This window comes from Bradyrhizobium sp. USDA 4504 (genome assembly GCF_054063995.1).
Genome location: NZ_JBSSGV010000001.1, coordinates 2,600,705 through 2,620,771 on the forward strand (window position 1 = coordinate 2,600,705; position 20,067 = coordinate 2,620,771).

A 20,067-nucleotide genomic window follows, 5' to 3' on the forward strand; every position below is an offset into this window, starting at 1 on the left:
CGCGGCCGACGCGCCTCGTGGTGATGCTCAGGAAAAATCAGATGTCTCTGCTTGAAGTGAAAGATCTGCAGGTTCGTGTCGAGGAGCGTGAGATCCTCCACGGGCTGTCGCTCACGGTGAACCCGGGCGAGGTGCACGCGATCATGGGGCCGAACGGCTCCGGCAAGTCGACGCTCTCCCACGTCATCGCCGGCAAGCCGGGTTATGAAGTCACCGGCGGGCAGATCCTGTTCAGGGGCGAGGACCTGCTGGAGATGGAGCCGAACGAGCGCGCCGCCAAGGGTGTGTTCCTGGCGTTCCAGTATCCGGTCGAGATTCCCGGCGTCACCACCTGGAATTTCCTGCACGCGGCGCTCAACGCCCAGCGCAAGGCGCGCGGCGAGGACGAGATCTCGTCGCCGGCCTTCCTCAAGAAGGTCCGCGAGGTCGCCAAGTCGCTGAACATTCCGCAGGACATGCTGAAGCGCGGCGTCAATGTCGGCTTCTCCGGCGGCGAAAAGAAACGCAACGAGATCCTGCAGATGGCGCTGTTCGAGCCGGCCGTCTGCATCCTCGACGAAATGGATTCCGGCCTCGACATCGACGCGCTGCGGATCGCGGCCGACGGCGTCAACGCGCTGCGCTCGCCGGAGCGCGCGATGGTCGTGATCACCCACTATCAGCGGCTGCTCAACTACATCGTGCCGGACTTCGTGCACGTGATGTCGAAGGGCCGGGTGGTGAAGAGCGGCGGCAAGGAACTGGCGCTGGAGCTGGAAGAGTCCGGTTACGCGCAGTTCGAAGACGCTGCCTGACAAACGCGGGTTTTGTGATGAACGTTGTTGCAAAGACCGAGACCGGGCGCGCGCTGGGCGATGCATTCGCCGTGGTGCGCAACCGTCTGCCGGGCGAGGGCAAGATCGCCGATCAGCGGCGCCAGGCCTTCGAGGCTTATGAACGATCAGGCCTGCCGCATCGCCGGATCGAGGACTGGAAATACACCGACCTGCGCGCGTTGATGCGCGAGGTGCTGCCGCTCGCGGCGGCACCGGATGATGCCGCGCTGAGCCGCGCCAGGGCCGTCGTACAGGCCCGCGCGATCGAAGGCGTCCGGCGTCTGGTGCTGGTCGACGGCGCGTTCGCGCCTGATCTCTCCGATTGGCGAGATCTGGAGAAAGGGCTCTCGATCAATCCGCTGCGCCTCGCGCTGGAAGCCGGCGACGAGATCGTCGCGACACAGGCTCTCGCGTCTGATGTCGCCAACCCCATGATCGCGCTGAATGGCGCGATGGCGACCGACGGGGTCGTCATCGACGTCGCCAACGGCACGGTGCTGACCCAGCCGCTGCACATCGTGCATGTCGCATCCGGCACTGCGCCGGCCTCGACGTTCACGCGGTCGCTGCTCCGGCTCGGCCGCGATACCGGCGTGACGCTGGTGGAGAGCTATCTCGCCGCCGACGGCGCCAAGGCCTACCAGACCCATGACGGACTGGTTGTTGCGATCGGTGACAATTCACGGCTCGATCACGTGCGCCTGGTCGAAGACAGCGTCGATGCCTTCAACATTTCCTCGGCGACGGTGTCGCTCGGCGCGCATGCCCATTTCAACACCTTCGGCCTGACCTCGGGCGGTCATGTCAGCCGCTATCAGCTGGCGGTGACCTGCGCCGGCGAGGGCTCGACGGTCGAGACCAACGGCGTCAATCTGATCAACGGCAAGCAGCACGCCGACACCACGCTGTTCATGGATCACGCGGTGCCGCACTGCGCGAGCCGCGAGATCTTCCGTGCCGTTGTCGACGACCGCGCCCATTCGGTGTTCCAGGGCCGCATCATCGTCCGCCCCGACGCGCAGAAGACCGACGCCAAGATGATGACCCGTGCGTTGCTTCTGTCCGACGACGCGGAGGCCGACAACAAGCCCGAACTCGAGATCTTCGCCGACGACGTCACCTGCGGTCACGGTGCGACCACCGGTGCGCTCGACGAAAGCCTGCTGTTTTACATGCGCGCCCGCGGACTGCCCGAGAAGGAAGCGCAGGCGCTCCTGATCCAGGCCTTCGTCGGCGAGGCGATCGAGACCATCGCCAGCGAAGCGTTGCGCGAGGTCGCAATTGCCACCGCGCAGCGCTGGCTTCAGGCGAGGGCGTGAGCATGCACAAGGCGGTCGCCAACGGCAGTTACGACGTCGCGCTGGTGCGGCAGGATTTCCCGGCGCTCGCCATGCAGATCTACGGCAAGCCGCTGGTCTACCTCGACAACGCGGCCTCGGCACAGAAGCCGAATGCGGTGCTCGACCGCATGACCGAGGCCTACAAGAGCGAATACGCCAATGTGCATCGCGGCCTGCATTACCTCGCCAATGCCGCGACCGAGGCCTATGAGGGCGCCCGCGGCAAGGTCGCGCAGTTCATCAACGCCCGCCGCAATGAAGAGATCGTCTTCACCCGCAACGTCACCGAGGCGATCAACCTGGTGGCGTCGTCCTGGGGCGGGGTGAACATCAAGGAGGGTGACGAGATCGTCCTCTCGATCATGGAGCACCACTCCAACATCGTGCCCTGGCATTTCCTCAGGGAGCGCCATGGTGCCGTGATCAAGTGGGCACCGGTCGACGACGAGGGCAACTTCCTGATCGAGGAGTTCGAGAAGCTTCTGACCCCGCGTACCAAGATCGTCGCGATCACCCAGATGTCGAACGCGCTCGGCACGCTGGTTCCGGTCAAGGAGGTGATCCGGCTGGCGCACGCTCGCGGCATCCCGGTGCTGGTCGACGGCGCACAGGGCGCGGTGCACCTGCCGATCGACGTCCAGGACCTCGATTGCGATTTCTACGCCTTTACCGGTCACAAGGTGTACGGACCGACCGGCATCGGCGCGCTCTATGCCAAGCACGAGCATCTGGTGGCGATGCGGCCGTTCAACGGCGGCGGCGAGATGATCCGTGAGGTGGCCAAGGACTGGGTCACCTATGGCGATCCGCCGCACAAGTTCGAGGCCGGGACGCCGCCGATCGTCGAGGCGATCGGGCTGGGGGCTGCGATCGACTACGTCAATTCGATCGGCAAGGAGCGCATCGCCGCGCATGAGCATGAGCTGCTCACCTATGCGCAGGAGCGCCTGCGCGAGATCAACTCGCTGCGGGTGATCGGAACCGCTCGCAACAAGGGTCCCGTGATCTCGTTCGAAATGAAGGGCGCGCATCCCCACGATGTCGCGACCGTGATCGATCGTCAGGGCATTGCGGTGCGCGCCGGCACGCATTGCGTGATGCCGCTTTTAGAGCGGTTCAACGTGACGGCCACCTGCCGTGCATCCTTCGGGATGTATAATACCAGGGAAGAAGTCGACCATCTGGCGCAGGCGCTGATCAAGGCGCGGGAATTGTTCGCATGACCGATACAGCCGAAGTCAAGACGGCCACCATGGAAACCACCTCGGCACTGCCGGTGGAGGAGACCGAGCGCATGAGCGGCGAGATCGTCGCGGCGCTGAAGACGGTGTTCGACCCGGAAATCCCGGCCGACATCTACGAACTCGGCCTGATCTACAAGGTCGATCTCAAGGATGATCGCTCGGTCGACATCATGATGACGCTGACCACGCCGAACTGCCCGGCCGCCGGCGAGTTGCCGCAGATGGTGGAGAACGCGGTCGCCAGCGTTCCCGGCGTCGGCGTCGTCAACGTCAACCTGGTGTGGGATCCGGCCTGGACGCCGGACCGGATGTCGGACGAGGCGCGCCTCGTCCTCAATATGTGGTGATGCGTCGCAGCGTTTTCGAGCGAAGTGGATGCCGGTTCGCGTGAAGAAAACGCGTCAGAACAAGAGGTAAAGGTTCTGATCAAGAACCTTTACGGATTGGACTTAGGCTCAAGAAGATCGGCAATTGATTTGCCGCTGGGACTGACCACATGAGTGACATGACGCAAGCTTCACCAACCCCGGCCAAGCCGAAGCGGCCGCGCCCGCAGGTCATGAAACTGACCGATGCCGCCGCGGAGCGGATCACCGAGCTGACCAAGCGCGCGGATTCCGAGATCGTCGGGCTGCGCGTCGGCATCAAGAATGGCGGCTGCGCCGGACAGTCCTATACCGTCGAATACGCTCACGAGATCCGTCCGACCGATGAAGTGGTCGAGGACAAGGGCGTGAAGATCCTGGTCGATCCGAAGGCCGTGCTGTTCCTGCTTGGAACCGAGATGGACTATGTGGCCGACAAAATGCAGGCCCAGTTCGTGTTCAACAACCCGAACCAGGTCTCCGCCTGCGGCTGCGGCGAATCGGTGCAGCTCAAGCCGGCCACGGTCTAGAGACGTCCGCATATCGATTGTTGTGTGATCGGCACCTGTGTTGCCCGTCATTGCGAGCGTGGCGAAGCAATCCATGTTTCCGCTTGTTGCGCGATGGATTGCTTCGCTACGCTCGCAATGACATGGATGGAGACGTGCTCCTTACCATGAGGCGACAGAAACGGGGGCGATCGGCACATGGACCGCGAATTCCTCACCGACCTGTTCGCCGATTTCGGCCCGGTCACGCTGCGCCGGATGTTCTCCGGCTACGGCATCTCCGCGGACGGCACTAACTTCGCGCTCGCCTTGCGTGCCGGGCTCTACTTTCGTGCCGACGAGCAGACCATCCCGCAATTTGAGGCGGAGGGCTGCGGGCCATTCCAGTATCAGACACGGTCGAAGACCGTCACGGTGAACTCCTACTGGCAGCTGCCGGCACGGCTGTTCGATGATTCGGAAGAACTCGCAGTCTGGGCACGGTCGGCACTCGGCGCCGCCCAGCGCGCCGCCCTGCGCAAGCGGCCGAGGAAACGAGCGGCTGCGCGAAAGTCGAAGGCGCCTGCGAAGAAGACTGCAGGCAGGAAGACCGCAGGGAAGAAGGTGGCCGCGAGCAAGGCGACTGCGAAGCAATCTTCGGCTCGGAAGAAGCGCACAGGAAAGAATCGGTCCCGATCCTGAGAGACCGTGAATGTATGCCTCTCGATGACGCAACATGCTCGATGTCGTCCCGGCGAAAGCCGGGACCCATAACCACCGAAGGTCATTGTTGCACGACGCTGGGGCCACAACCTTCTAACAACTCAACCCTGTGGTTATGGGTCCCGGCTTTCGCCGGGACGACGAGGGGAGAGATTGCGCTGCATCCCCATCACCCTGAAAGGATGAGCGAATTTGTCCATGTCATTGCGAGGAGCATGGGCGACGAAGCAATCCGCAGACCCGCATATGCGGCTCACGCCACGCGGGTCTGGATCTCGGTGCTGTATTCCGGATCGGCCTCGCAGATCACACGGTTGCGGCCGGCGCGCTTGGCGGCATAGAGGCAGGCGTCGGCGCGCTCAATCAGCGAGTCGGTGTCGTCAGTCGGCTTCAGCATGGAGACGCCGACCGAGATCGTGACGCGGCCGAGGATCTCGCCGGTCGACTTCTTCTTCAGCTCCTTGGCCATCACGGCGCGGCGGATGTGGTCGGCGACCGTCAGCGCCTGCCGCAGCGCCGTGTTGGGAAGCACCACTGCGAATTCCTCGCCGCCATAGCGGGCGGTGATGTCCTGGCCCTTGATGTTCTGCTTCAGCGACTGTGCCACCAGCCGCAGCACCTGGTCGCCGGTGAGATGGCCGTAGGAGTCGTTGAACGATTTGAAGTGGTCGATGTCGAACATCAGGAGCGACAGCGGCTCGCCGCTGGCGAGCGCGGCTTGCACCGCCATGTCGATCGAGCGGTCGAAATATTTCCGGTTGCCGAGGCCGGTGAGCGGATCGGTCAGGCTCTCGGCACGGATCGCCTCGAGGCTATGCTGCAGGTCGCTGATCTCCGACTTCGACAGCGCGAGCCGGTTCTCCAATGCCTGATTGGTCTCGCGCATCTCGCGCGTCGATTTCGCCAGGCTATCGACGATTGGCTTGATGTGATCGCGGGTGGTCGCGCTCGCAAGCTTATCGCTGGCGCCGACGAGGCTGGCGTCATAGGTCGCGGACACGCCGAGCGCATCGGTGATCAGCTTCATGACGGCGTCGATCTCGCCGATGACGCGCGCGCCGACCTTGTCGATGCGGTCCGAGGTCTTGATGTGCGAAAGGTAGGTTTCGTAGATCTGCTCGAGATCGGATTCAGAGAGCTTGCCACTGCGCGCCAGCGTCTCGTTGATGACCTTGTTGAGCGGCGCGTTGTATCCGGTCGCGTAGACGTACCAGATTTCATAGTTGCGGGGGACTGCGGTCTGGCGAAGCGAGCGGATCTGGCCAAGCGCCACTTCGGCAAAGGCCAACGTACGTTCGTGTTCGTCCAGCAGCTTGACCACTGTCACGTCCTCAATGCACGCAATGCCGATTAAACCCGGCAGCAATGACTAAACTATTGGGGCGAGGGTACGGGACGAGAGTGAAGGCAAGGTAAACAGTGGAACTACGGGGAAGCCGGCTGCGGCGACCATGCGGCGCGCCCGATGTTTGTCCGCCTTGAGCGCCACTTTCGGGCGCTTTTCGTTTGCTCGCTACAGCATGATCCGGAAAAGTGCGCAGCGGTTTTCCGAAAAGATCATGCACAAACAACGAGCTAAGGCGCGATGACGCTTCGCGCAAATCTCATCGCGCTTTGGTGCGAGGCGCAAACTGGGCGCATTTGCTTCAAACGCTGAGGAATCAGCGCGTGCGCCGGTCGTGGGCGGTAACAGAAGTGTCCGGAATACCGCCGCTGGCGCGGCGGCATCAGAGCAGGCCTTATGCGCGTGCGCGCACAGGTCGTAGCAGGAAGGCGGGCAGGTGCGAATGATCGGCGGGCTCATGGTCCACCTCGCGCTGCGGCCGCCGTGGCTCGGCACGCCCGATCGACGGCACGTGCGACGGAGCGGCCTGCGGAGCCGAATTGCGGCCGTGGCGCGGTTCACGCTCCGGCTTCGCTGCGCGCTCCTCGCGGGGCTCCCGCTCGTGACGCGCTTCGCGTTCACCGTGACGCGGCTCGCGTTCACCGTGGCGCGCCTCGCGCTCGCGGCGCGGCTTGCGGCCGCCGCGGGCACCATCGCGCGAACCTTCGCGGCCACGCGAGCGGCGCGGCGCGGCGTCCTCGTCGGAGGCTTCGCTGTGAACGGTGTAGTCGCCCTCAGCGCGCGGGATCGGCTGGCCGATCAGCTTCTCGATCGCGGTCATCGACTTGCTATCGAGCGAGGTGACGATGGAGATCGCAGTACCGGTGCGTCCGGCGCGGCCAGTACGGCCAATGCGGTGGACATAGTCGTCGGGGTGGTGCGGTACGTCGAAATTGAAGACGTGGCTCACCGCGGGAATGTCGAGACCACGGGCGGCGACGTCGGAGGCGACGAGCAGCGGAATCTCGCCCTTCCGGAATTGATCGAGGGCCGCGGTGCGGGCGGATTGATCCATATCGCCGTGCAGGGCACCGACGCTGAAGCCGTGCTTCTGGAGTGACTTGTGAAGGACGGCGACTTCGCGCTTGCGATTGCAGAAGATAATCGCGTTGTTGAGATCCTTGGCATCGCGCAGCAGGCGGCGGAGGATCTCGCGCTTGTCATGCGCTTCGCGACCGGCCGGGACCTGCAATTGCGTCACGGTGACGGCGGTGGTCGCGGGCCTGGAGACTTCGATCCGCGCAGGATTGTGCAGGAAGGCCTCGGTGATGCGGCTGATCTCCGGAGGCATCGTCGCGGTGAAGAACAGGGTCTGCCGCGTGAACGGGACGAGCTTGCAGATGCGCTCGATGTCGGGGATGAAACCCATGTCGAGCATGCGATCGGCTTCGTCGATCACCAGCAGCTCGACGCCGGTGAGCAGCAATCCGCCGCGTTCGGTGTGGTCGAGCAGGCGGCCGGGCGTAGCGATCAGGACGTCGACGCCGCGCATCAGCTTGGAGTCCTGGTCGCCGAACGAGACGCCGCCGATCAGGAGCGCCACGTTCAATTTCTGACCGGCGCCGTATTTGTCGAACTGCTCCTTCACCTGCGCGGCAAGCTCGCGGGTCGGCTCGAGGATCAGGGTGCGCGGCATCCGTGCCCGGGCGCGGCCCTTCTCGAGCAGGGTAAGCATCGGGAGAACGAAGGCAGCGGTCTTGCCGGTGCCGGTCTGGGCAATGCCGAGGACGTCGCGCCGGGCGAGAACGTGCGGGATTGCCTGTTCCTGGATCGGAGTGGGATTGGTGTAACCGGTGGCCGCAACTGCGGCGAGGACCTTATCGGACAGGCCTAGATTGGAAAAAGACATTGAGCCTCTGGTCGAAACCGCCGTTCGGCATCGCAGGTAAAAGGCTGTCGCGTTCGGCCCCGAAACGGCTCGCTTTTCTATAAAGCTCGGGGGCTCTGACTAACGCCGACGGACGGCAAACCTGACGAATCGCGTTTCGATCCGAGGGCCGCGTTGCCCGCAACATAGGGGCGAAAGCGGTAAAGTCAATCTTGGAACCAGCCGGATGGCCGAAAAAGCTTAACGTTTTGACTGAAATACGCGTCTTTTCGTCATTTGGCGGTCAAATGAATCACGACCCCCGCCCCGGACGGCGAGGTCACAGCGGGGGCCTCCGCGCTGTTTTTCATCCTGAATCCGCCGGGCGTCAGGCCTTCGGAATCGCCGAATATCCGGTAGAAGGTGGCGAGGCTGCCGAACCCGCAGGTGAGGGCGATGTCGGCGATCGGCCGCGGCGGCTTCTCGCAAAGCAACCTTCGGCTCTCGCTCAGGCGCTGGGCGGTGACGGTCTGCGAAAAGCTTGCCCCGGTCGCCTCGAACAGGACGTGCAGGTAGCGGACCGAGACGCCGAGCATGCCGGCGACCATCCCTGGCGACAGGCTTGGCTTGGCAAGATGGCGCGTGATCAGGTGGCGCGCGAGGCTGAGCCGGCCGACGCGCAGCGCCTGCTGCGCCCGGCGGCTGCCCGGCCTGATCACACCGCGCTCGATCAGCGCAAGGTCCGCCACGATCTTGACCAGCGCAGGAATGCAAGCGGTATCACCGGCCTTCGTCGCTTCCTTGAAGTCGGCGAGGCAAGCTTCGAGCAGCGGCGTCCAGCCGTGATTGCCGGTCGCCGCTGAGCCCTGACGGGCTGGCTCAGATGCCGGGATTTGATCCGCTCGCAGGTCCGCGGCATCGAGATAAATGCGCGTCGCGCCTGTAGCTGGCGTTTCCTGGCTGTGATCCCCGTGCTTACCGCGCATCGTGACTGATCCCTCGCTCTGCATGAGCGCGCGCGTCGTCGGTAAGGAAATTTGCGGTGCCGAACCCGGGCGAAGCGCCGCAGTGGTTCTGGCGAAATGGCCGGAAAATATCTTCTCAATGCGCGCAGGCTGATCACTTCGGTTCAACGAACGTCGGATCGCGCGGCGGTGTGAAGTTCAAGGAGTGAAGGGGGCGCGGCGGAGCTCGGCAAACTGCGAGCGCGGTGTCCCGGCCGGTCCGGACGGGCGCTCAGGCCGTTCGCGCGCGGTAGTCGCCCGGTGTCATGGATTCGGATGCATTGAAGAGGCGGTAGAACGTCGCAAGGCTCTCGAAGCCGCAGGCAAAGGCGACCTCGGCGATCGTCTGCCTGGGCTGCTCGCGGAGCAGGCGGCGGCTTTGCTCGAGCCGGAGCGCGGTGACGGTCTCCGAGAAGCTCATCTCGGTTTCCTCGAACAGGATGTGCAGGTGACGGACCGAGATGCCGAGCAGGCCGGCAATCAGGGTTGGCGACAGCGCCGCACGCGCCAGGTGGCGCCGGATCAGGCGCCGGGCCAGCGACAAATGGGCGGTTCGCAAGGCCTGCTGCGCGAGCCGGCTCTTCGGCCGCATGATGCCGCGCTCGATCAGCGCGATATGCGCCAGCGCCTGCACCGTCGGCGCCGTGCCCGCCGCCGCGGCATCATTGCTTTCGATGAGGTCGCGGAAGCATGCTTCCAGCAGGGCCCGCAGCGCGGTCTCATCCTGCACGGGCCTGGGGACGAGTTCGCCGAGCTCGGCGCCCGGCGGGACGATGTTGGCCACCGGGACCTTGATGATGCGCAGGTGGAAGCCGTCATCGTGCAGGGGGACAGTGCGATAGGGCAGGTCCGAATAGCTGGTCGCGAACATGCCGTCGCGAACGGCAAATTCATCGAGCCGCGCGCCGCCGAACCAGCCGCCGCCGCCAAGCTGCTGGTAGATGCACAGGCTGTCGCTGGCCGCATCGGCGATGTCGCCCGTGCGCCGCTCGACGCGGTACGGCGAGGCCCGCAGCTCGACCAGCCCGGCATCGCCGAGCTTGCGCAGCGAGAACTCGCCGAAGAAGTCGCGGCGCCGGTCGGCTTCCAACTCGGCGGTGACGCCGAACAGCCCCTTGGCGCGGACCTCGCGCCAATAGTCGAAGCGATCCTTGGGATCGACTTGATCAGTAGACCATGTGTGCACGGAAAAGCCGTTGCGACGTGCGGAGAGCTCGAACCGGATGGAGCTTCGAATCTATCACGCGGGCCGTAAAAAGAAACTTGACCTAAGACAAATCGGATCCCTCATTTCGGCCTGGCGTGGCCGGCCGGAACGGCCGTCCGCGGCCGGCCTTGAACCGGCGAAACGGCTGGTCCGACTATTAGACGGCGGTCGCACGGGCGGCGCATTTGTCGTGCAGGCGGGGAAACGGGATGAAGAGCTGGCTTTCGAGACTTTCGGCGATCCTTTGGGCGGTTGCATTTGTCGCATCGGCCGCACCCGCCCAGGCCGAAAAGCGCGTCGCGCTGGTGATCGGCAATAATGACTACAGGAACGTGCCCAGGCTGCAGAAGGCGGTCAACGACGCCCGCACCATGGGCGACACGCTGAAGCAGCTCGGCTTCAGCGTCATGGTAGCCGAGAACCTCAACCGGCAGGCGTTCTCCGAGACGCTGCTCGCGTTCGACCGCGCCGTCGAACCCGGCGATACCGCGTTCTTCTTCTATGCCGGCCACGGCTTCGAGATCGCCGGCCAGAATTTCCTGCTACCGACCGACGTGCCGGCCGCCACCGAAGGGCAGGAGGAATTGGTGCGCGACGCCTCTGTTCTCGCCGACCGCATCGTCGAGCGCTTGCAGAACAAGAAGGCGCGCACCTCGATCCTGGTGTTCGACGCCTGCCGCAACAATCCGTTCGAGCGCGCCGGCACGCGCGCGGTCGCCGGCGGCGGTGGCCTCGCGCCGATGACGCAACTGCCGGAGGGCGTGTTCTCGGTGTTCTCGGCGGGGCCGCGCCAGACCGCGCTCGACCGTCTTTCGAACGATGATGCCAATCCCAATTCGGTATTCACGCGGACCTTCGCCAAGGAGCTGCTGCAGCCCGGCGAGAATCTCGTGCAGGTCGCGCAGCGCACGCGGCGCCTGGTCAGTGAGATGGCCGAGACCGTGAAGCACAAGCAGATCCCGGTCTATTTCGACCAGATGGTCGACGATGTCTTCCTGAACGGGATCGCGAAGGGGCAGGCCGAGGCGACCAAGCCGTCCGCGCCGCCGCAGCAGGTGGCCGCGCTGCCGCCGGTCGCGGTGCCGAAGCTGCCTAAGGAGGATTCGATCAACGCGCCGATCGCGAGCTTCTCGCGGCACAATGGCGGCTGGACCGTGGTGTTCTCGATCGCCGATCCGACGCTCGGGATTTCCTGGCGGATCGGCGACAGCGGCGATTTCCGCGAAACCGGCTTCATCGACACGCTCGATCCGCGCACGCGCAAGCGGATGCCCAATCCGTCGGTCGAGCTGCCGGCCGATGCGCCGGCCGCAACGATCGAGATTCGCTATGTCGATACGCAAGGCATGATGCAGGGGCCGTTCCCGATCAAGTTCGATCCCGACGCCGCGCTGATCCGCGACCAGCGCAAGATCCTCGACATGACCGCGACCAGCTGGCTGTCATTCCGCGAGTTCAACGGGCTGCTGGTCTACTATACGCACCTGATGTCGTATCGCTGCGCGATCCGCGAGGTGCGCATCGGCATCGACACCGCGGTGCCGGACAAGGTCCTGAAGATGCCATCCTGCAATTCGCGCGATCCCAGCGCGATCCCGTCTGACGCGCAGCCTTATCTGAAGCTTGCGCCGCAGACCAGGGCGGTCTCGGTCGAGCTGACCTATCGCGACGGCAGCGTGTCGGAAATCAAGACCTTCAGGCGATAGCCTTGCATCCTTGCCGCCAGATCCGCGTTACAATCGGATTCTGAGGGGCGAGGCAGCGGTGAGGACGGCATCATGGATGCAGGCAATCCGGCAGGACCGAACACGCGTCAGATCAGGGCGCGCTGCTGCGTGGTCGGTGGTGGGCCGGCCGGCATGATGCTTGGCTATCTGCTCGGACGCGCCGGAGTCGATGTCGTGGTGCTGGAGAAGCACGCCGACTTCTTCCGCGACTTCCGTGGCGACACCGTGCATCCGTCGACCCTGCAGGTGATGGACGAACTCGGCCTGATCGACGGCTTCCTGAAGCTGCCGCATCAGGACATCCAGACGCTCGACGGCATGTTCGGCGGCACCTCGGTGCGGATCGCCGATCTCCGCCGCCTCAGCGTCAAATACCCCTTCATCGCGATGATGCCACAGTGGGACTTCCTCAATTACCTGCGCGAGAGCGGCAAGCGCTTCCCCTCGCTGAAGGTGCTGATGAAGGCCGAGGCGACCGATCTGATCCGGCGCGGCGATGCTGTCGCGGGCGTGCACGCGAACACACTCGACGGCCCGGTCGAGATCGAGGCGGATCTCACCGTCGGCTGCGACGGACGTCATTCGATCGTGCGCGAGCGCGCCGGCCTCGACGTCGAGGAGATCGGCGCGCCGATGGACGTTTTGTGGTTTCGCGTCGGCCGGCGTCCGGATGAGACCGAGAATTTGTTCGCCCGCGTCGAGCACGGCAAGATGATGGTGACGTTCGATCGCGGCGACTACTGGCAATGCGCCTATGTGATCGCCAAGGGCCAATACGAGGCGGTGAAGGCGAGGGGATTGCCGGCGCTGCTCGACGACGTGCTGCGGCTGGCGCCGATCCTCAAGGCCGGCCTTGCCGACGTGAAGAGCTTTGACGACGTCAAGCTGCTCACGGTCGCGATCAATCGCCTGACGCGCTGGACCCGTCCCGGCCTGCTTTGCATCGGCGACGCCGCGCATGCGATGTCGCCGATCGGCGGCGTCGGCGTCAACCTCGCGGTGCAGGATGCGGTCGCGACCGCCAACATCCTGGCGGCGAAGCTCGTTCACGGCGTGCCGTCGGAAGACGAGCTCGATGCGGTGCGGCGGCGCCGCGAATTCCCGGTGCGCGTGACGCAGCGCATGCAGGTGATTGCGCAGAACAACATCATCAGCGCGGCGCTGAAGGCCGGCGATCAGCCGGTGCCGTTGGCGCTGCGGTTGATCACGGCAATGCCCTGGCTGCAGGGCCTCACCGCACGTCTGGTCGCCGTCGGGGTGCGGCCGGAGCACGTGCATTCGCCGGCCGCGGGCTGAACTGCGCGCCGCGCGACCGGAAGAGCGCCCGTGTTTTCAGGCCATCACCGAATAGCCGCCGTCGACGGGGATCGCGGTGCCGGTGACGAAGTCCGACGCCGGCGACGCCAGGAACACGGCGATGCCGGCGAAGTCGTCGATCGCCCCCCAGCGTGCCGCCGGCGTGCGCGCAAGCACGCGCTCGTGCAGCCCGGCCACCTGCTGGCGCGCGCCTTTGGTCAGGTCGGTATCGATCCAGCCGGGCAGGATGGCGTTGACCTGGATGTTGTCGGGAGCCCAGGCGTTGGCGCAGGCGCGGGTGTACTGTACGATGCCGCCCTTGCTCGCGGCATAGGCCGCGGCGAAGCTCGCACCGAAGATCGACATCATCGAGCCGATATTGATGATCTTGCCGTGCCCCGACGCCTTGAGCGCCGGATAAGCCGCCTTCGAGCACATGAACGCGCTGGTGAGGTTGGTGTCGATCACCTTGCTCCACTCCTCCAGTTCGAGCTCGTGCGGAGGCTTGCGGATGCTCATGCCGGCGTTGTTGACGAGAATGTCGATCCGGCCGAGCTCGCGAACGACCCGTTCGACCATGGCCGCGACGGCGGCCTTGTCGGTCACGTCGGTTGCCACCGCGATCGCCTTGGCGCCGCGCTTGCCGAGATCCTCGACGGCGGCCTTTGACTTCGCCTCGTTGCGGCCGACCACGGCAACCGCCGCGCCGGCGTCCGCCAGGCCGCGCGCCATGCCAAGCCCGATGCCGCCATTGCCGCCGGTGACGATGGCGACCCGGCCCGAGAGATCAAACTGTCCGTTTTTCATTGTTGTTGTCCGTTGAGGTTTGAACCGGGCGCGAGAGTGCCCGATCGTCACGGCGCTGACCAGATCGGCCACAGCCGGTCCGCCCTGCGCCGGCGGGCTTGCGCGTCGGGCGATTTCCATGACGTTCGGGCAACAAAAAAGCCCCGGACAATGCCGGGGCTTTTGCTCTGCTATCTCAGCAGGGATCAGTACGCAGCTCAGTACTTGGCGACAACCGGACCGGTCCAGTTGAAACGGTAGACCAGCGAGGTGCTGATGGTCTGGACAAGCGGCTTGAAGGTGATGTCGCGGCCGTTCGAGAGGTTGGTGCCGTCGACCAGCTCCGAGATGTTCTTGTTGTCGTAGTAAGCGGCGCGATACTCGGTCTTCATGAACCAGCCCGGCGCGGTGATGCCGAAGATGTTCAGGTTGTTCTCGACGCCGCCGCCGACGAACCAGCCGCCGCGATCGAAGTCGTTGGTGTGCAGACCCGAGGGAAGCGCGCTCGCGGTGTTGAACAGCGTGGTGCCCTTCCAGTGCGAGCTGGAGTAACCGGCGTTGACGTAGGACAGGACGTTCGGCGCGATCAGGTAGCCGAGGCGCGCACCAGCCGCCCAGCTGTAGTCGTTCTTGATGTTGCCGGCGACGAACGGACCCTGATCCTGGATGGTGCCCTTCAGGCTGCCGAACTGACCGTCGGCGAACACGCCGATGACCCAGCTGTTGGCGGTCTGCCAGTCATAACCGGCACCGACGGTGCCGTACCAGCCATCGCCGCCCTGGCGCTGGTTGAAGCCGAGGATCGGCGCACCCGTAACGGTCGACTGGACGCCCGTGTCAGCATCCCAGACGCCGCCGCCGCCGCCGCCGAAGATGTAGAAGCCGGTCCAGCTCGGAGCGACCGGAACCGGGGCAGGAGCCTTGGTGTAGGGGCGGGCGGCCAGATCGGCAGCCGACGCCGATGCCGTCATCGCAGCAACCGCGGTCAGAGCGAGCAAAATCTTCTTCATATCCAAATCCTCGACTAGCGTTCGATCAGGTCGCTCAGGGGAGTGCGCTGGCACCGATTCCCGAAACTCATGGTCGAACTATACGTGGTTCCGCCGGAAATGCTGTTGCTGGTGAGACACATCCGGCCGAAAACGAAGCCACTGGGGCTCTCCGAACGGGCAAAATGGCAACGCCCGCCCCAATCTGGGGGCGGCCGGAAATTCATTTCAGATCAATCGGTTGGGCCTAGACGTCGAGTAGGTCGTCGCTGGCGAATTCGGCCTTGTCGGAAATGAAGGCGAAGCGGGCTTCGGCCTTGGTGCCCATCAGCCGCTCGACCGAGTCGGCGGTGCCCTCGCGATCGTCGGCCAGCAGCACCACGCGCAGCAGCGTGCGCTTGGCCGGATCCATCGTGGTTTCCTTCAGCTGCGCCGGCATCATCTCGCCGAGGCCTTTGAAGCGGTTCACCTCGACCTTGGCGTTGGCGTTGAACTCGCTCTTCAGCAGCTCGTCCTTGTGCGCGTCGTCGCGGGCGTAGATCGACTTGGTGCCGTGCTTCAGCTTGTAGAGTGGCGGAACCGCCAGATAGAGGTGCCCTTCGTCGATCAGCCGCGGCATCTGCCGGTAGAAGAAGGTGATCAGGAGCGATGCGATGTGCGCCCCGTCGACGTCGGCGTCGGTCATGATGATGATGCGCTGGTAGCGCAGATCCTCTTCGCGGTAATGCGCGAGCGTGCCGCAGCCGATCGCCTGCACGAGGTCGGAGAGCTGCGCGTTGGCGGTCAGCTTGTCCTTGCCGGCAGAGGCGACGTTGAGGATCTTGCCGCGCAGCGGCAGCACGGCCTGCGTCTTGCGGTCGCGCGCCTGCTTGGCGCTGCCGCCGGCCGAGTCACCTTCGACGATGAAGAGCTCAGAGCCTTCGGTACCGGCGTCGGAGCAGTCGGCGAGCTTGCCGGGCAGACGCAGTTTCTTGCCGGCCGTCTTGCGCGCGGTCTCCTTTTCCTGGCGGCGGCGCAGCCGCTCCTCGGCGCGATCGATCACGAAATCGAGCAGCCGGTTGGCCTGGTTCGGATTGCCTGACAGCCAGTGATCGAACGGATCCTTCATCGCCTGTTCGACGATGCGCTGCGCTTCGGCGGTGGCGAGGCGGTCCTTCGTTTGGCCCTGGAATTCAGGCTCGCGCACGAACACCGAGAGCATCACGGCCGCGCCCACCATCACGTCTTCCGAGGTGATGGACGCCGCGCGCTTGCCCTGGCCCGCGCGTTCGGCGTGGTCCTTCAGACCGCGCAACAATGCGCTGCGCAGGCCGGATTCATGCGTACCGCCATCGGGCGTCGGCACCGTGTTGGTGTAGGACGACAGGAAGCCGTCGGCATCGGCCGTCCAGGCCACGGCCCATTCGCAGGCGCCATGCGCGCCGCTGCGGCCGGATTTGCCGGAGAAGATATCCTGATGCACCAGCGTATCGGCGTGGATCGCCGCGGCCAGATAATCCTTCAGTCCGCCGGGGAAGTGGAACTTGGCTTCCGACGGGACGTCTTCGACGCCCTTCAGGAGCTCCTGGTCGCAGTGCCAGCGAATCTCGACGCCGCCGAACAGATAGGCCTTCGAGCGCGTCATCTTGAACAGACGCTGCGGCTTGAAAGCCGCCTTGGCGCCGAAAATGTCGGTGTCCGGCTTGAAGCGGATGCGCGTGCCGCGGCGGTTGTTGACCTTGCCGAGGTCTTCGAGCTTGCCCTTGGGGTGGCCGCGCTCGAAGGTCATGCGATGCAACTGCCCGCTGCGCGCAACCTCGACCTCGAGCCGCGAGGAGAGGGCGTTGACCACGGAGACACCGACACCGTGCAGGCCGCCCGAGGTCTCGTAGACCTTGGAGTCGAACTTGCCGCCCGAGTGCAGCGTGCACATGATGACTTCGAGCGCCGACTTCTTCGGGAATTTCGGATGCGGGTCGACCGGAATGCCGCGGCCATTGTCGGTCACGGTCAGGAAGCCGTCGGCGGTCAGCTCCACGTCGATGAAGGTGGCGTGGCCCGCCAGCGCCTCATCCATGCAGTTGTCGATCACCTCGGCGAACAGGTGGTGCAGGGCCTTCTCGTCGGTGCCGCCGATATACATGCCGGGGCGCCGGCGGACCGGTTCCAGCCCTTCCAGCACCTCGATGTCAGCCGCCGTATAACCGGCTTCGGCGCTTCCAGCGGATCGCGAAGCAGCCTTCGCCGGGGCGCGTCCCTTCGGTTCCGGGGCTCCGAACAGATCGTCGGCAGATTTACTTTTGGCGTTCGACTTCAATGATTTGGCCATGGTTCTTCAAGTGACGCGCCGGTCACGGCGCGGCGAATCGGTTGCTCTGACTATGCCACGGATGGGCTGCCAATGGGGACGGCCGCGCCCTGGAGCCCGGCCATCCCCATAGATAGGAAACCGCGATTACGCCTGCGAGGTGCGGATTACAATGACCGTGAACAGGGCCATGGCGGCGACCACCAGCAGTGACCCGACGATCGGCGCCGCCTCGAACGACGGTCCCTTCAGCAGCACGGCGGCCACGCCGGCCGGGAACAGGACGCCGCCGACGATATGCAGCCAGCCCTGGATTCTGGCGAGCAGCATGCTGCCCGCTTCCGGCACCAGCCGGTAGTAGAGGCCGAACAGGAACAGCAGCACGCCGCCGACCAGATTGAGATGCGCATGCGCCGGTCCCAACGTGAAGTCGTGCTGGATACCCATGGCGATGCCCGCGAGCATTCCGAACAGCAGGACGAGAACGCTCACGCACATCATCAGCGATCCGATCATCCAGTAATTCCTTTTTCTTGTGAGGGAGATGCCAACCTGGACCTCAGGGGCCTTACGGGAAATCACGGTCGATCCCCGCCTTTGTGACTTGATGTCACGCAATCGGCTGGCTTACCTGTTCTTAGGCTGCGTGCCGCTAGAAAGGTTCATTCGAGGTTCAACGGAGCGGGAAGGCACACGACGAGATGGAAGACCTTGCGCGGGCCCTGGCCGAATTCGTGCGGCACCACCAGGCCTGGGCCGCTCCGATCGTCATGCTGCTGGCGTTCGCTGAATCGCTCGCCTTCATTTCATTGCTGGTTCCGGCCTGGGGCGCGCTGGTCGCGATCGGCGCCCTGATCGGCGTCAGCGGGATCAGCTTCTGGCCGATCTGGATCGCGGGCGGCGTTGGTGCCGCGCTCGGCGACTGGGTCTCCTACTGGTTCGGCTATCGCTACAAGGAGCAGGTCGCGCAGATGTGGCCCCTGTCGCGCTACCCGGAGATCCTGCCGCGGGGCGAGGCCTTCGTGAAGAGCTGGGGCGTGCCCAGCATCTTCATCGGCCGCTTCTTCGGTCCACTGCGCGCCTCGGTGCCGCTTGCGGCCGGCATTTTCGAGATGTCGTACTGGCAATTCCAGATCGCCAATTTCGTCTCCGCGCTGGTCTGGTCGGCGGCACTGCTGCTGTTCGGCGACGTCATTGCCCATGCCATCGAGTGGGTGTGGCGGGTGGTGTAGCAAGCTCCGGAATAAGGCCGACCTGCAGGGGTTAGGCGGGAGGGTAACCGCTCGAGCTGTCGGCATCGCGCGAGTATCGAAACGCTGATACAACCGCGCCCACCGGGCGCGAATTCATCGGGCGCAGTTTCACTTGGAAGGACAGCACATGGAATTGACACGACGTCATGCTCTCGCCGGCGCTGCCGGCATCGCCGCCGCACCGTTGCTATCAACCGTTCCTGCGGGCGCTGTGGCGCCGGTTGCCGACAAGCAGGCGCCGAGCTTCTATCGTTACAAGGTCGGCGACATCCTCGTCACCGTTGTGTCCGATGGCAAGAATGTCTTCAAGCTGGAAGACTCCTTCATCTCCAATGCAAAGCGGGACGACGTCAACGCGGCGCTTGAGAAGGCGTTCATGCCGCGCGACATGATGACGATCTGGTTCGCACCGCTGGTGCTCAACACCGGCGGCAAGCTGGTGGTGATCGACACCGGCAATGGTGCGCTGGCGAAGGCCAGCACGAAGGGCGCCAATGGCCTGTTCGCCGACAATTTCGTCGCCGCCGGCTTCGATCCCAGGAATGTCGACATGGTCGTGATCTCGCACTTCCACGGCGACCACGTGAACGGCCTCTTGACCGCCGAAGGCACGCCGGCATTCCCGAATGCCGAGGTGCTGGTGCCGGCGACCGAGTGGAAGTTCTGGATGGACGACGGCGAGATGAGCCGGGCGCCGGCCGGCCGCATGCAGGGCCTGTTCAAGAACAACCGCAATATCTTCGAAGCCGGCCTGAAGAAGAAGGTCACGCCGTACGAGTGGGGCAAGGAGATCGCGCCGGGCCTGACCTCGGTCGAGACCGTCGGCCACACGCCGGGCCACACCTCCTACGTGCTGGCCTCGGGCCCGGACAAGGTCTTCATCCAGTCCGATGTCACCAACAATCCGAACCTGTTCGCGACCAACCCCGGCTGGCATGCGTTCTTCGACCAGGACGGCGACGTGGCGGAGAAGACCCGCCGGCGCATCTACGACATGGTGGTTGCCGAGCGGCTCCAGGTGCAGGGCTTCCACTATCCGTTCCCGGGCCTCGGCCATGTGGTGAAGGACGGCAGCGGCTATCGCGTCGTGCCGGCACCGTGGAATCCGGCGATCTAGCCAGTCATTCCCCGGTGCGCCATTGCGCACCTGAGGGCGCGCGGAGCGCGAACCCCGGAATCTGGAGGTCCTAGCGCGAGATTCCGGGTTCGATGCTGTGCATCGCCCCGGAATGACAAGCAACAACTTGACGTCAAGGGGGCGCGGCCTTATAGCCGCGGCCATGATCAACGCCGCGACCATCATCATTGCCCGCCGCCGCCGCATTATCGCGGTATGGGCGGTCGCTCGCGTT

At 64.7% G+C, this 20,067-nt stretch carries 18 protein-coding genes; 10 read left to right on the top strand and 8 right to left on the bottom strand.

What is annotated here, in order from left to right:
• Positions 1-41: 41 nt before the first annotated feature.
• The 6 genes from sufC (at position 42) to ACVMB1_RS11710 (ending at position 4,954) form a co-directional block, all read left to right on the top strand.
• On the top strand, positions 42-794 hold the full coding sequence (gene sufC, locus ACVMB1_RS11685; RefSeq protein WP_028332213.1) for a Fe-S cluster assembly ATPase SufC: 753 nt from the start codon (positions 42-44) through the stop codon (positions 792-794).
• A gap of 17 nt (positions 795-811) precedes the next feature.
• On the top strand, positions 812-2,134 hold the full coding sequence (sufD, locus tag ACVMB1_RS11690) for a Fe-S cluster assembly protein SufD (RefSeq protein ID WP_141343347.1): 1,323 nt from the start codon (positions 812-814) through the stop codon (positions 2,132-2,134).
• Positions 2,131-3,378, top strand: a complete 1,248-nt coding sequence (locus tag ACVMB1_RS11695) for a cysteine desulfurase (protein WP_141343348.1) — start codon at positions 2,131-2,133, stop codon at positions 3,376-3,378. Before sufD ends, ACVMB1_RS11695 begins: the two co-directional genes overlap by 4 nt.
• Complete coding sequence (locus tag ACVMB1_RS11700; RefSeq protein ID WP_141343349.1) at positions 3,375-3,746, top strand: SUF system Fe-S cluster assembly protein; 372 nt, start codon at positions 3,375-3,377, stop codon at positions 3,744-3,746. Before ACVMB1_RS11695 ends, ACVMB1_RS11700 begins: the two co-directional genes overlap by 4 nt.
• A 158-nt stretch (positions 3,747-3,904) precedes the next feature.
• Positions 3,905-4,294, top strand: a complete 390-nt coding sequence (locus ACVMB1_RS11705; protein WP_050384272.1) for a HesB/IscA family protein — start codon at positions 3,905-3,907, stop codon at positions 4,292-4,294.
• Positions 4,295-4,471: 177 nt separating this feature from the next.
• Positions 4,472-4,954: a TfoX/Sxy family protein gene (locus tag ACVMB1_RS11710; RefSeq protein ID WP_076828718.1), complete on the top strand. Its 483-nt coding sequence runs from the start codon at positions 4,472-4,474 to the stop codon at positions 4,952-4,954.
• Positions 4,955-5,228: 274 nt separating this feature from the next.
• Here ACVMB1_RS11710 and ACVMB1_RS11715 read toward each other — a convergent pair whose 3' ends face one another.
• From ACVMB1_RS11715 to ACVMB1_RS11730, 4 genes are all read right to left on the bottom strand, one after another.
• The gene (locus ACVMB1_RS11715; RefSeq protein ID WP_141343350.1) at positions 5,229-6,296 is read right to left on the bottom strand and encodes a GGDEF domain-containing protein; all 1,068 of its coding nucleotides are present in this window, start codon (positions 6,294-6,296) and stop codon (positions 5,229-5,231) included.
• A gap of 418 nt (positions 6,297-6,714) precedes the next feature.
• The gene (locus ACVMB1_RS11720) at positions 6,715-8,208 is read right to left on the bottom strand and encodes a DEAD/DEAH box helicase (protein ID WP_057018600.1); all 1,494 of its coding nucleotides are present in this window, start codon (positions 8,206-8,208) and stop codon (positions 6,715-6,717) included.
• A gap of 251 nt (positions 8,209-8,459) precedes the next feature.
• Positions 8,460-9,152, bottom strand: coding sequence for a helix-turn-helix transcriptional regulator (locus ACVMB1_RS11725; protein WP_309143530.1), 693 nt, complete (start codon positions 9,150-9,152; stop codon positions 8,460-8,462).
• Between the two features lie 250 nt (positions 9,153-9,402).
• Positions 9,403-10,356 carry a helix-turn-helix transcriptional regulator gene (locus ACVMB1_RS11730; protein ID WP_076828710.1) on the bottom strand — a complete coding sequence of 318 codons (954 nt, stop codon included), beginning with the start codon at positions 10,354-10,356 and terminating at the stop codon, positions 9,403-9,405.
• A 230-nt stretch (positions 10,357-10,586) separates the two neighbouring features.
• Between ACVMB1_RS11730 and ACVMB1_RS11735 the strand changes: the two genes are divergently transcribed.
• Together ACVMB1_RS11735 and ACVMB1_RS11740 are read left to right on the top strand one after the other, a co-directional pair.
• A complete protein-coding gene (locus ACVMB1_RS11735) occupies positions 10,587-12,083 on the top strand; it encodes a caspase family protein (RefSeq protein WP_141341088.1) in 1,497 nt (498 codons plus the stop codon).
• A 72-nt stretch (positions 12,084-12,155) separates the two neighbouring features.
• Positions 12,156-13,400, top strand: coding sequence for an FAD-dependent oxidoreductase (locus tag ACVMB1_RS11740; RefSeq protein ID WP_456816152.1), 1,245 nt, complete (start codon positions 12,156-12,158; stop codon positions 13,398-13,400).
• Between the two features lie 36 nt (positions 13,401-13,436).
• Here the strand turns inward: ACVMB1_RS11740 and ACVMB1_RS11745 are convergent, their stop codons facing one another.
• The 4 genes from ACVMB1_RS11745 to ACVMB1_RS11760 form a co-directional block, all read right to left on the bottom strand.
• Positions 13,437-14,207, bottom strand: a complete 771-nt coding sequence (locus ACVMB1_RS11745) for an SDR family NAD(P)-dependent oxidoreductase (RefSeq protein ID WP_016842941.1) — start codon at positions 14,205-14,207, stop codon at positions 13,437-13,439.
• 197 nt (positions 14,208-14,404) lie between these two features.
• Positions 14,405-15,196 carry an outer membrane protein gene (locus ACVMB1_RS11750; protein WP_076828706.1) on the bottom strand — a complete coding sequence of 264 codons (792 nt, stop codon included), beginning with the start codon at positions 15,194-15,196 and terminating at the stop codon, positions 14,405-14,407.
• 226 nt (positions 15,197-15,422) lie between these two features.
• Positions 15,423-17,483, bottom strand: coding sequence for a DNA topoisomerase IV subunit B (parE, locus tag ACVMB1_RS11755; RefSeq protein WP_076828704.1), 2,061 nt, complete (start codon positions 17,481-17,483; stop codon positions 15,423-15,425).
• Positions 17,484-17,609: 126 nt separating this feature from the next.
• On the bottom strand, positions 17,610-17,960 hold the full coding sequence (locus tag ACVMB1_RS11760; RefSeq protein ID WP_244558850.1) for a hypothetical protein: 351 nt from the start codon (positions 17,958-17,960) through the stop codon (positions 17,610-17,612).
• 203 nt (positions 17,961-18,163) lie between these two features.
• Here ACVMB1_RS11760 and ACVMB1_RS11765 point away from each other — a divergent pair, with 203 nt between their 5' ends.
• A complete protein-coding gene (locus tag ACVMB1_RS11765; protein ID WP_028332199.1) occupies positions 18,164-18,694 on the top strand; it encodes a DedA family protein in 531 nt (176 codons plus the stop codon).
• A 148-nt stretch (positions 18,695-18,842) separates the two neighbouring features.
• Entirely contained in the window at positions 18,843-19,832 is a 990-nt protein-coding gene (locus tag ACVMB1_RS11770; protein ID WP_076828702.1) for an MBL fold metallo-hydrolase, read from the top strand.
• Positions 19,833-20,067 lie beyond the last annotated feature (235 nt).